7 protein-coding genes are annotated in these 12,350 nt (G+C 42.9%); 2 read left to right on the forward strand and 5 right to left on the reverse strand.

What is annotated here, in order from left to right; genetic code table 11:
• Positions 1-578 precede the first annotated feature (578 nt).
• The 5 genes from NAF19_RS02890 to NAF19_RS02910 all read right to left on the reverse strand — a co-directional run bounded on the left by NAF19_RS02890 (position 579) and on the right by NAF19_RS02910 (position 10,555).
• Positions 579-1,394, reverse strand: coding sequence for a glycerophosphodiester phosphodiesterase (locus NAF19_RS02890; RefSeq protein WP_252788241.1), 816 nt, complete (start codon positions 1,392-1,394; stop codon positions 579-581).
• Between the two features lie 258 nt (positions 1,395-1,652).
• The gene (locus NAF19_RS02895) at positions 1,653-4,394 is read right to left on the reverse strand and encodes a bifunctional YncE family protein/alkaline phosphatase family protein (protein WP_252788242.1); all 2,742 of its coding nucleotides are present in this window, start codon (positions 4,392-4,394) and stop codon (positions 1,653-1,655) included.
• A gap of 226 nt (positions 4,395-4,620) precedes the next feature.
• Positions 4,621-6,201: a SusD/RagB family nutrient-binding outer membrane lipoprotein gene (locus NAF19_RS02900; RefSeq protein WP_252788243.1), complete on the reverse strand. Its 1,581-nt coding sequence runs from the start codon at positions 6,199-6,201 to the stop codon at positions 4,621-4,623.
• A 38-nt stretch (positions 6,202-6,239) separates the two neighbouring features.
• On the reverse strand, positions 6,240-9,557 hold the full coding sequence (locus tag NAF19_RS02905; protein ID WP_252788244.1) for a SusC/RagA family TonB-linked outer membrane protein: 3,318 nt from the start codon (positions 9,555-9,557) through the stop codon (positions 6,240-6,242).
• 416 nt (positions 9,558-9,973) lie between these two features.
• On the reverse strand, positions 9,974-10,555 hold the full coding sequence (locus NAF19_RS02910; protein WP_252788245.1) for a phosphonate degradation HD-domain oxygenase: 582 nt from the start codon (positions 10,553-10,555) through the stop codon (positions 9,974-9,976).
• Positions 10,556-10,767: 212 nt separating this feature from the next.
• On the opposite strand from NAF19_RS02910, the gene NAF19_RS02915 reads away from it, so the two are divergent.
• Together NAF19_RS02915 and NAF19_RS02920 are read left to right on the forward strand one after the other, a co-directional pair.
• Positions 10,768-11,346, forward strand: a complete 579-nt coding sequence (locus NAF19_RS02915) for a helix-turn-helix domain-containing protein (protein WP_252788246.1) — start codon at positions 10,768-10,770, stop codon at positions 11,344-11,346.
• Positions 11,347-11,660: 314 nt separating this feature from the next.
• On the forward strand, positions 11,661-12,347 hold the full coding sequence (locus NAF19_RS02920) for an HAD hydrolase-like protein (RefSeq protein ID WP_252788247.1): 687 nt from the start codon (positions 11,661-11,663) through the stop codon (positions 12,345-12,347).
• Positions 12,348-12,350 lie beyond the last annotated feature (3 nt).

Consider the following 12,350-nt stretch of genomic DNA (forward strand, 5'->3'; position numbering starts at 1 on the left):
ATAACCTCCGGTTTTAAAGATTATAATTGGGCTGCGTGCTAAAGGGAGTTTTTGGGATAAACAGCCTTTAGTTTGTTTTAATAAATATAAGCAGATTGTTTTGATAAAACAATAATCAATTCTCATTCCATGCCTATATTTTTGCCGGAAAACGTTCCTGTTCACACTGAAACATAAGGAACAGGGTGGAACAGGAACATCTCGCCAAAAGTTACTAAAAAGCTTGTTTCTGCAACAATAATGCACTTTTTTACTTATTTACCACGTTAAAAAATGCATAAAATGCTGACAAAACAGTGTCAGCATTTTATCGTTTTTAATGTCGGAAATTTGCAGCCTCAAAGATATCTCCCCATTGTTGGTGTTCGGAGGATCAAAAAAGGGCGGGAAAGTGCGATTCCCTCCCCTGGGAGGGTGGAGGGAAGGGTTTCTGCGCCATGCTTTTGCGCATGATTATTAAGAGTATAATAGTTCGATAGACCCCACCCTTCCCCGTCCTGGGGCGGGAATCGCACGGGCCACGGCTTTTTTAATTATTCAAACACCCATGGTGACAACACCTACAAAGGCCGTAACTACTATCTCAATCCCTTCCCTTCCAAATATTTTATCAAAGCTGGTGGGTTATCTGTTTGCAGTCCCTTTAAGCCTGTGGCAATTGCCTTGTCCCATACCAGCGGCCCTTCCAGCGGGCTTTGCGCATCTGGCCAAACAGGAATATTTAACGTTGCTGCAAATGCCAGCATCTCTTTTGTGTACGTACTGTAGTCCCCGTCCAAAATGTCAGGATGCCAGGTATCGATAAATTTCTTCATCGATTCAACATTTTTTACACTATCGGGCGTACTCAGCATCAGCGGCATGGTCGGGTATGTTTTGCGCCAATCTGTAACTTGTGATGCTTTGTTTATGTAAACCAGCACCTGCTTTTCCATGTGGTATTGCTTGAGCAGGTTAAGGGTAACGGCTGCATCGGCCTCCTTAAAATCTATGTAGATATAAATTTTATCTCTGCAAAGTTTTAATATTTCTTCAAATAACGGAATGCGGTAGGTTGCCGTGTCGGCATTGTTTTTAGCTTTTACTTTTAAATCCCGCAGTTGCTGCAGGGTAAGGTTCTTTATTAATCCCTTAAAGCCTGTCATGCGGTCGGTACTGGCATCGTGCATACTAACGAGCTGCCCGTCGGACGTGGTACGCAGATCTATTTCAATATAGTCGGCACCGTCTTTAATAGCCATTGCATAGCCTTCCAGGGTATTTTCGGGGTATACGGTATGGTCGCCGCGGTGGGCGGCAACAATGTATCTGTGCCTTGCCGCCGGTGCGGGGTTTTGAGCGTTTGCGCTGGTCATCAATAATATCCCGGCAACAGCAATAAATAAGAATTTCATGTGGTTTAGCTTTAATTTTTGTCGATTAATTAACTATAGTTCGATATAAGAACACGATTCTTTGAGTTGCGGGCGATATCCCAATAGCTGGTCGTGGCCTCACCCTGCCCTCTCCAAAGGAGAGGGTTCTAAAAATGGATTTACGAAAAGCGAAGCTAAAGTCCTCTCCTTTGGAGAGGATTATTACATGAGGGCTGCGCCGTTTAGGTGAGGCGAAGTAAGAGATTGTGGTGTACCAATTCTTATATCGAACTCACGTTAGTTAACTATCGTCCCCGATGTTTTTTTGCCTTTTTGTTTGTAATGGTTTTCGCGCTCCCTGTCTTCGTCATCCATCTCGGCACCTTTTTTAATTTTTCGCCAATTGGTGTTTTTGCCGTAACGGGCCATCGCTTTTTTAGTATCGAATATCCGGGTATCACTTTTTACAAATGTGTATGGAGTATAATCGGGCTTATCGGTAAAAAAGTCTTGTAACAACGATGCGGTAACGTCATATTGGTTTACATACGGTACATCCAACACGTTATAAATGGTTTTTAATATCGAACCAAAATTGGCGTGTGTATGGCTTACATATCCCTTTTTAACGTACGGCCCGGCCAGCATAAGGATTGAGCGGTGAGCGTCGATGTGATCAACACCACCCTGGGGGTCATCTTCGGTAATAATTACCAGCATGTTTTTCCAGTATTTGGTGTGCGACAGGAAATCAAGTATACGGCCAACGGCCAGGTCATTATCGGCCATGTAGGACTGCCTGTACGGGTAACCATCTTCGGGCCTTTCATCGGCCCCGTGGTCATTAGGTACCTGCATAGTGATGAGCGATGGCATTTTCTTTTTACCGGTGATCCACATTTTGGTAAACTCGCTTTTAAATTGCTCCACCCTGAACTGATCGGGGATGTTTGTATTAAAGCCGGCGTAATTATGGCTGGTGCGGGTAAATAAAGCCTTTTGCATAGGCACCATAACCAGGTGGGCGGCACCTGTATTGGTATCTTCCCAAGTTTCGCGTACGTGGGCGGTTTCGTTGGCCTCGCCAAAATTGTAAAAATTTACGTGTTTGCGCTCCAGTGCTTCCCACAGGCCACCGGTTTCGGCATAGTCTTCGGGGTCCATACTGCCCGTTGAACCAGGGAAGCGGCGACCGGGCGCGTTTGAAAACAGTTTGGCGGTTCTGCTTGTATTGGAGTTAGCTTCAACCCATTCATTGGGTATAACACCCATCATCCAGTGGTGGCCGTGAATGGATGCATCGCTATCGCAATAATAGTTATCAGAAAATGCGAACTGGTTGGCCGCTTTGATATGATTTGGCGAAACATTAAGATTAGGGAATTGTACGCGCAAGGCATCGGGTAAAGTATACTCGCAATGCATCCCAAACCGTGCTAAAGTACTATCACCTTTTGCATTTTTTAACTGCCCTAACACCTCATCATAAGTGCGGTTTTCTTTGGTGATGTATACAATATACTTTATTGGGGTAGGCGATGAGCCGGGTAAAACAGGCAATGGGTTTTGAGTTGCCACCGTTACCGGTTTACTTACAAAAGTATTGCCGATAGCCTGCCGGGTATAAGCGGCAAGCTGAACATCATTAGGCATATCAACTTTTTGAAAAGTACCTAACTGAATGTCGCCAATGTACGTTCCCTGGGGCGGTGCTACAAAACCCTGCCCGCCATTTGGGCCTGCGCCGTAGCCCCGGCACGATGTAATGTATAATTCCTTTTCATCGGCAGATAATTTTACTCTTGACGTTCCCCAGCCGGTAGGGATCAGCCCCCTGGTGGTTTTTGTAGGCACATCAATTACCGCAACTGCGTTAAAACCCAAAAGGGCTACATAAAGTGTTTTTTCGTCTTTACTAAGGCTGATACCGAAAGGCAGCAAGCCCCTGAATTTATCAATGCGGGCATCAACCTTTATGGGGATATCGCCGAGCAGTTTATGGTTTTTGTAATCAATAATAGTTATGTTATCGTTGGTAGCATTGGTAACATACGCGTATCGGGTCCCAACGGCTATCGAGTTGGGGCTTGCTCCGCCGGTAACTTCGGCATCTTCCAGCATCTGGCCTACCTGGTGGCCGGTTTTAAACTTGTTAATAACCCGGTTGCTTGCCAGGTCGATGGTGAACACACTCATAGCCTCAGGCGATGACGGACTGCCAACTCCGGGGATCCTCCTGCCTTCGACAACTGTCCCCTGGCGCGATTCTTTGGTGTTATCGCCATAGGGGTGGCGGGATATCATGATAGAATCGGCATTTTTAGGAGTGGCACCTTTAATGAGCGGGTACGAATACATCCCTACGTTAGCCACAAAAGCAGTTTTTTTATCCGGACTTAAAGCCAGCCCGAAAGGCTGGCGGCCTGCGTCAATTGACGCGGTGATTTTTTTTGTGGCCAGATCGATCCTTACCATGCGGAAGTTTCCACGATCAAGAACCAGTAATTCATTTTTATCGGCATTAAACAAAAGGTCGGAGGTAAAACTATCATCATAAGTTTTTGTGCCAACTTTGCCATTAAGTGTTAATGAATCTGTTTTTACAAAATTTTGTGCGTCATAAACAATCACCGAGCCGTTATCACCGCCGCTTAAGTATAAAGTTTTTGAATCGGGAGAGAAAGCAACGCCTAAAAAAGAGCCGCCAGATAATGGTGATGTTTTATCTTTGCCAAAAGCCGGTACCCTGGTGGCATCCATAGTAGCTACATCAATAAGCGTTAAAACGCCGTTATGTAGCGTTACAGCCTTTTTACCATCAGGCGATATCGACAATCCAAAGGGATCGTGTGTTATGCGAATGGTTTTCCCCGCAGGTTTTACAAACCTGCCGCTTGGTAAAACTGAGGTACCGGCTGTGTCAATTTTACTATACCGGTCAAAACCGGGTACCTGCAAAATAGTTGCCTGTTTTTGTGCATACAGTGCGTTGCATGCAAACAAGCATAACATTGCACCTAAAAAAAATCTATTATTCATACTAGTGCCTGGTTAGTAAGTTTATTTATTTAACCGTTACCGTTCCTGTCCCGTCGCCAACCTCGTGTACGGTACCTGCTTTAAAAGCAAACCCAACCTGGCGAAAAATCAGAACGAACAAAAACAATATTAAATTTTTCATTGTCTTTTTGTAAAAATAAAGGCAGGATTTTACGCCTGCCTTTATTGTATATTAATTATTCCCTTATGGGAAAATTAACAGGTATTATTTAATAAGCCACATTGCCTGGTAAATATCGTCAGAACCACTGTATTGGCTTGTTACAGCTGTGTTATAATTTTTCGCATTTGCAGATCTTTCATTTACAGGGTACTGGTATCTTAAAGGTATCTTACCATTTACTGTGTTACCGGGACCAATATCAAACGCTGGCACACCGGTACGGCGCCACTGATAATAAGCCTCCAAACCTGAGTTACGCGCAAAAGCAAGATATTTTTGTGTTAATATCTGGTTTAAACCATTTGCATTGTTTCCGGCATATTTAACGACTGGCTGGTTATAATAGCCATCATAGCTAAAGTGCACGGTATAGGTAATATCATCATATAATATTCCAAAATAGCTTTTCTGGAAAGTGATGGAATTAGCACCGTTTTTAACACCGTAGAAACCTAAATCGGCATTTATACCATTTTTATACCAGGCTTCAGCATCGCCTGTAGCCCAACCGCGGTTTATACCTTCAGCAATATTGAAGCACATTTCAGGATAACTTATGATAAAAGTGTTTTCACCAGTCAGCGTTTCATAATAACGGTGACGGCCGATCAATGAAATTTTTTGCTGCTGTATTAACTGAGCCATGGCACTCAATGCCTGGCCCGACGCACCACCAACAAACGAGCTGTAAGAAGTATCGGCAAAACCCAAACCGCGGGCAGGCTCAGAAACTTCCATAGCACGCAAATCTTTCAGCGAAGCAAGGGTGTTCAGGTAGGTTGCAGCCATGTTATCACGTGTTGCATCATTACCATAGTTCCTGGGGCTATTTGGATAAATAGAGAACACACCGTCGTAAACATGCTGCAAGTTGTCATCCATTGATGCCATCAGCGGATATTTAGATGGGTTTGATAATATTGCAGAAAACTGTGCTGCAACATTCAAATCAGCATCGGTACCAACCCTTTTACTTAAAGCAATAAGTACCCTTAACCTGTATGCGTTAACTATTTTTTGCCATTTTGTTAAGTCGCCTGCGTAGTAGATGTCGTAGGTAGCAGGAATAGAGTAAGTACCGCTGGTTAAAGCATTAACCGAATTCATGGCCCCCAAATCAGCGTTTGCGGATTCAAGCAAGGCTAAAGCGTTGATGAATATTTGCTTTTGCTTATCATAAGCAGGAGTTGGGTTTTTTAAACCTTGCAGCGCCTCGGTCATTGGCACATCGCCAACTTTAAGGCTCATGTTTACGAAAAAATAAGCCCTGAAAAATTTCGCTAAAGCAAGGTATGGTTTTGAGAGCGTAGCATTTAATTTGCCCGCTTCAGTTTCCATCGAGACAACATTATTTAATGTGCCGTAATTAAAACCGGCACTGCCTGTCCAATATTGGTTGCTACCGTAATAAGTATAGTTAATTGCTGTGAACTGGCCCGCTTTTTCTTCGTCGCCAAACGGGGCTATAAACATGTCCTGTTCTATAGGCGGCAATAATAAGCTTGGTGAAAGACCTGTTATTGGCAGGTTTTTGTTCACAACATCTGCATCGAACTGCTTCTTACAACCCGATACTGCTACCAGGAACGCTAAGGAAGCTATGGTTAATTTTAATGTTTTCATTTTAATGTCTTTTTTTCGTTAAAAAATATTTAAACCGCTTAATAAACAACGTTTATGTTAAAGCCAATACTCCTGGTTGTAGGGCTTTGCAGGTTATATTCAAGGTGGGCATTACCCAATTGATCGCGGCCCGGATATTGATCAACATCAATATCTTTATATCCTGGATGGAAGAAATAAAGCAGGTTACGTCCAACTAATGAAAGATCTACCTTTGAAAGGTGTAATTTTTGCAATGTCGATTTTGGCAACGAGTAGCCGATCACAACTTCCCTTAATTTAGCATAAGTACGGCTGATTACCGTGTGCTCGGGGTCGTTATAAAAGCTGCTTACGTAATCCTGAACATATTTAACAGGAGTAGTATTTGGAGCAAATTTCAACTGGCTTAAATTTGTAATAACGCCGGTAGTAGGATTGTACTGAATAGCAGGGCTGCCTGCGGCAAGCGTAACACCGTCATGACCTAAAATTGGTGTACCATCTGCGTAAACCGCTCCCCTAAATCCAGGATCTCCCCAATGCTGCGACTCGTATAAACGGGCAGCGCCAATTACGCCTTCATCGGTATTTGCACCACGGCCGCCTTCAACCAGTTTACGATAAACACGGTCCTGGATTTTACCACCCACTGCACCGTCAAACTGGAAAGAAAGGCTAAATTGCTTATATTTAAATTTGTTGTTAATGCCCCAGCTAAAATCAGGGTCGGCATTACCTAAGTATTGGGCAACAGGTAAATACATTGGCAAACCCGATGAATCATGAATAACCCTTCCGTCCGGAGATTTTGCTTCCTGCCCACCGTATAACTTATCTACACGATCTCCGATGTGAAAGAATTGCGCATAAGTACCATTTAACTGGCTTGGGAATTGATCGTATACTTCTTTATAAGTTCCTACGTTAACTAACACATCCCACCTAAAATCAGAAGAAAGTACCGGGTTACCGCTTAAAGAGAACTCAAAACCTGTTCTTTTTGTAGCAAAACCATTGGTTACAAAGCTTTGTGCACTTCCATTAGTTTCAGAACTTGAGGCCGTAAATATTTTCGGACCGTCTTTGTAGATGAAATAAGTACTTGACAAACCAATACGATCTTTGAGGAAGCGTATATCAAAACCAGCTTCGTAGTTTGAACGGGTAGATGGTTTCAAGCTTGGGTCAATTGCGTAAGTAGGAGCAGTAGCAATGGTAACGTTATTACTCGACTTGCCTAAATTATAAGCAGGAGGGGATGAAACGTAAGCAGGGCCACCATAGTTAGTTTGATAGTCGGTTCCGTAGCCGGCAGCGTTACCAGCCTGGCCGATATACGCGGAAGTACCACCTTCTTTTACGTTAGCATAACTTGCCCTTGCTTTTAAGAAAGATATAAAATCAGGAAGGTTAACATAGTCAGAAATCGGTGTACTTGCGCTTACTGATGGATAAAAGTAAGACTGGTTTTGCAACGCCGACGATTTTTCGTTACGGGCCGTAGCTGTGATTGTAAAATATTTTTTGAACGTGATATCGGCCGAGGCATACTCGCTCAGCGTAATCATGTTCGAGTCGAAATTATAGACCTTTAACGGGTTTATTGAATTTTGGAAAGTATAAACATCATGTATCAATAACTGGTCGGTTGAAGTGTACAATGAAGTATATTTCATGTTACGCAAAGTAGAACCTGCTAATGCATAGATGCTAAGACCACTGTTTGCTATGTTATTAAAGTTATATTTTAACAACAGGTCAGTGTTATTATCAAACAGGTCACGGCGGTCTTCGCGGTAGTTACCGTGGTTATGCTCATCTCCGTAAGGGTGCGCAGAAAATGGTTCCTTTTCAGTCCTTAAAACGTCGTAAGTACTAACGTTCGACCGTAAAGTTATATCAAAATCTTTGTTTGGGCTATAAGTAAAAGCTGCCCAGCCATACACATCATTTTTATAATGGCCCCTTAACCACTCATAGCTTTGGAAATACGGGTTATGGTAACGTTTATATTCAACGAAGTACGATTGAATGCCTTCTTTTCCGGGCTGCCAGTAGTTGCGCACATCTTTAAGGCCCCAGTCGGCGCCGGTCCAGATATCAATGTTGTAGATGATACTGTTCGGGCCGTAAACAACATCCGGAATATTGTCGGTAAACTGGCGGTTATAATTCAGGTTACCTTCAACTTTAAACTTTTTGCTAAAGTTATAGCTGGCCAAAATGTTAAAGTTAACCGTATTTAATTTTGTATTTGGCGTGATACCTGTTTGATGGCCATCAGTAATTGACATCCGGACATTCGACTTATCGGTTGTCGCAGAAAAAGCGACGTTATTGCTGGTTAAAACACCCGTTTGCAAAAAGTTTTGCAGGTTGTTTGCACCCCTGGTTATCCATGGGATCGGTTTGTAATGGCCGGTAAATTTCGAACCATCTGCAAAGGTGGTAGTATAAGTTTGGGTTGGGTCATAAGGGCTGTTATATTGAGGTAGTAACAAGCCTGAGTTTAACCGCGGGCCCCAAACGTCATAATCACCATCGTTAACACCACCTCCGGTGCCATCGCCAAACGCGTACTTGTCATAATCACCGCCACCGTAGTTGGTTTGAACCTTCGGAATGGTAAGAAAACCGGCAGTAAACTGTGTACTCGAATTAAATTCAATCGTAAAGCCTTTGTCGTCTTTTTTGCCTCTTTTTGTGGTAATTAAAATGGCACCGTTAATACCGCGGCTACCATAAATTGCAGCGGCAGTCGGGCCTTTAAGTACAGTAAAGGTTTCTATGTCATCCGTACTTATGTTTTGCGTATCGGTATTGATTGGAATACCATCAACAACATAAAAGTTCAAGGGCGATCCCCTTAACAACACCGTTGGCGCAGCTAAAATTTCCTGGTTAATACCAACGTTTAAGCCTGAGATTTTACCGGTCAGGCCGTTTATGGCATTCGGCTCACGGGCTTTGGTAATTTCTGCGCCATTAAGTTCCTGAACGGAATAACCTAATCTTTTGGTTTCCCTCTTAATACCTAATGCAGTTACCACAACTTCATTTAATGTTTTAGAGTCTTCCACCATTGTTACATCATAGCTGGCCTGGTCGCCAACGGTGATCTGCTGGGTTAAAAAACCCAGGAATTTAAACGTGAACACCTGGCCTTTTTCGGCAGTAAGTGAAAAGTGTCCGTTAAGGTCTGTTACAGTACCTTTTGTAGTGCCCTTTAGCGTAACGCTTACGCCAGGTAAAGGCAATTTTTTATTGTCGGTTACCGTACCGTCAATTTTTGTTTGCCCGAACAAGAGTACCGGGGCAAGGCAGAATAACAACGCGGTTATTACTACCCGTAAATGCATGTAAATCTGTTTCATCTGCTAATTTTTGAATGTGAGGAAAAGGAAGTTTTCATGCAGCAATACTAAACTTTGTTTATTATTAGTAAACTAAATTAGTATTAAGCAATGCTTAACAATAGATGTAGAAAATGTTAAATGGGTGGGTTTTTGTAACAGAGGCGTTACTGTTTGCTTACAAATATTTAATATTGATTGATTAAGTAATCAATAAAGTCGGAAAGGCGGAAAGTCCGAAAGATGAAAAAGACCATATTAAACCATCGTCATTATAAAGGAACGAAGCAACATATGCACTCGCTCATCAAGAAACAAAAAAATGTGGGGACCTATCAGCCGCATTTAGGTCTACACAAACATTCGGATTCATGATTGTCCTAAGTAAAGGTTGCTTCGTTCGCAATGACGCGCGGCGGGTGCAATCGATTTTCGGACTATTCTCTTTCTGAAAGGTGTCTTAGCGCCATCTCTTTCAAATAATCAATATTATGAACAGACACTTCCGTTTCCTTCGCCTTGTCATCCCAGTAACGCATGCGGATAATTAAATCGGCATCGGGGTTTAGTTCAAATTCTTCGGCTTCGGCTGCATCCATCCTTCCGCCCTGGAACTCAAGCGTAGCTTTACTGGCATCCGACAGCTTATTATAATATTCAGGGTATTTATAAGTAAGGTATCTTTTTGCTAAAACGTGGCCCTGTACCAATGCAGCAACACGCTCCGAAAAACCTTTTTCCAGTAAATAATCGGCGCCAATCTTTTCGTGGTCTACGTTTCCAAAACCATCCATGCTTTCGCTCTCGCCTTCTTCGGCACACAAGTGGCCTATGTCGTGGAAAAATGCCGCCAGCACTACTTCGTCATCATAACCCTCCTCTTCGGCCAATGCTGCTGCCTGGCTCATGTGCTCCAGTTGCGAAACCGGCTCGCCGATGTAATCTTCGTCGCCATATTTTTCATACAGCGAGAAAACCTGGTTAACGGTAGCTTTGAGGTGATTGGTTGAGGACTTCATATTTGGAATTTTTACCGCAAATTAAATGATTTGATGTTATACTATTATTAAGGATGTGTTAATGTCTAAAAATTGAATTGTTATTAAACAACTAAAAAAGCGAATCCAATAATCATTTCATCCTATAAATCTTAGTTTAACTAATCTTAACAAAAATATTATTTTGCGCGAATTGGTTTATTAGTACTTTGCGCCCAACCTTTTTAACAATAATGGAAGAAGACATTCTTATACAGATAAGTAACCGCATTAAAGAGCGCCGGCGCGAAAAAAACATCACCGTACAGGAACTTGCCGTAAGGGCCAATGTAAGTAAAGGATTAATATCCCAAATTGAAAACAGCCGCACCATACCATCGTTAATGGTGTTGATCGAAATTATTAAAGCCCTTGAAATTGACCTTAACGAATTTTTCAAAGACATCCGATCAAAAAGCGCCGACCTCCCCATCCTCGTAAAACGCAAAGCCGAGTACGACCACTTTGAAAAAGAACATGCCACCGGCTTTCTGTATCACCGCATTTTTACACAATCCATTAACCCCTCTACCGTCGACATTGTAATACTTGAACTGGAACCCGACGCCACCCGCCCCCTGGTTGAAACCGACGCCTTTGAATATAAGTATATCATATCCGGAGAAATTGAATACCAGTTTAACGAGGAAAAGATAATTCTAAACCAGGGCGACTCCATGCTTTTTGATGGCCGCATACCCCACACCCCAAAAAACATGGGCACAACCACAGCCAGCATGCTGGTTATTTATTTTTTTGAGGAGAAGAAGTAGGTCCGTTTTAAACTACCGTCATTGCGAGGAACGAAGCAACCTCTACGAAGGACAGTCACGGACCTCTCTATTGATGGTGACCTTACAGCGGCTGGTAGGTCACCACAAAGTTTTGCCCCGTTGATTAGCATACGTAGAGGTTGCTTCGTTCCTCGCAATGACGCGGTGAGGCATTCCGCCACCGAAGCGTCTTTCGGACTTCCGGACTTTCCCGACTTTTCGGACTTCTTAACTTTCTTCACACAAAATTAATCTTAATTTAGTTTGATATTAATAAACTTAGTTTAGTATTGCTCAACAATCCTTAAACAATTATGTCGATAAAATTAGTAGTGTTTGATATAGCCGGAACAACGGTGAAAGACGACCACGATGTGAGCAAGGCCTTCCAGGCTGCCTTATTAAAATCAGGGTACGAGGTCCCGCTCGAACTGATAAACCCGTTGATGGGCTACGAAAAAAACCTTGCCATTAAGCAAATTCTGCGTCTGCACGAGCACAACGATGCCAAGATAACCACTGAGTTGGTAAGCAAAATCCATAAGGAATTTGTACACCAAATGATAGAACATTATAAATCGGCCCCTGGTATTGAACCCCTGCCAAATGTAGAAGAAACCTTTGCCGCCCTGCGTGCAAAAGGCGTACAGGTGGGCATCAACACCGGCTTTTCGCGCGACATTGCCGACACCATTGTTAACCGCCTGCAATGGGTAAAAAAAGGACTGATAGATCATGTAATTGGTTCGGACGAGGTTGAACTTGGCCGTCCCCACCCTTACATGATACAGAAAATGATGGTTGATGGTAAAATTGACCGGGCGCGCGAAGTTGCCAAAGTTGGCGATACCGAAGTTGATGTGCGCGAAGGGCAAAATGCTGGCTGCAAATATGTAATTGGCGTTACTACCGGCATATTTACCCGGCAGGAGCTTGAATCATACAATCCTACACATATTATTGACGATATTGCTGATGTATTAACCATCATAAGCAAATAGTTG

It is taken from the genome of Mucilaginibacter flavidus (genome assembly GCF_024055575.1).
In the GTDB taxonomy this organism is placed as follows: Bacteria; Bacteroidota; Bacteroidia; order Sphingobacteriales; family Sphingobacteriaceae; genus Mucilaginibacter; species Mucilaginibacter flavidus.

Coding starts and splice junctions, on each gene's coding strand:
- NAF19_RS02910 (WP_252788245.1), bottom strand. CDS start 10,555: ATGAAGTCCTCAACCAATCACCTCAAAGCTACCGTTAACCAGGTTTTC.
- NAF19_RS02905 (WP_252788244.1), bottom strand. CDS start 9,557: ATGAAACAGATTTACATGCATTTACGGGTAGTAATAACCGCGTTGTTA.
- NAF19_RS02915 (WP_252788246.1), top strand. CDS start 10,768: ATGGAAGAAGACATTCTTATACAGATAAGTAACCGCATTAAAGAGCGC.
- NAF19_RS02895 (WP_252788242.1), bottom strand. CDS start 4,394: ATGAATAATAGATTTTTTTTAGGTGCAATGTTATGCTTGTTTGCATGC.
- NAF19_RS02890 (WP_252788241.1), bottom strand. CDS start 1,394: ATGAAATTCTTATTTATTGCTGTTGCCGGGATATTATTGATGACCAGC.
- NAF19_RS02900 (WP_252788243.1), bottom strand. CDS start 6,201: ATGAAAACATTAAAATTAACCATAGCTTCCTTAGCGTTCCTGGTAGCA.
- NAF19_RS02920 (WP_252788247.1), top strand. CDS start 11,661: ATGTCGATAAAATTAGTAGTGTTTGATATAGCCGGAACAACGGTGAAA.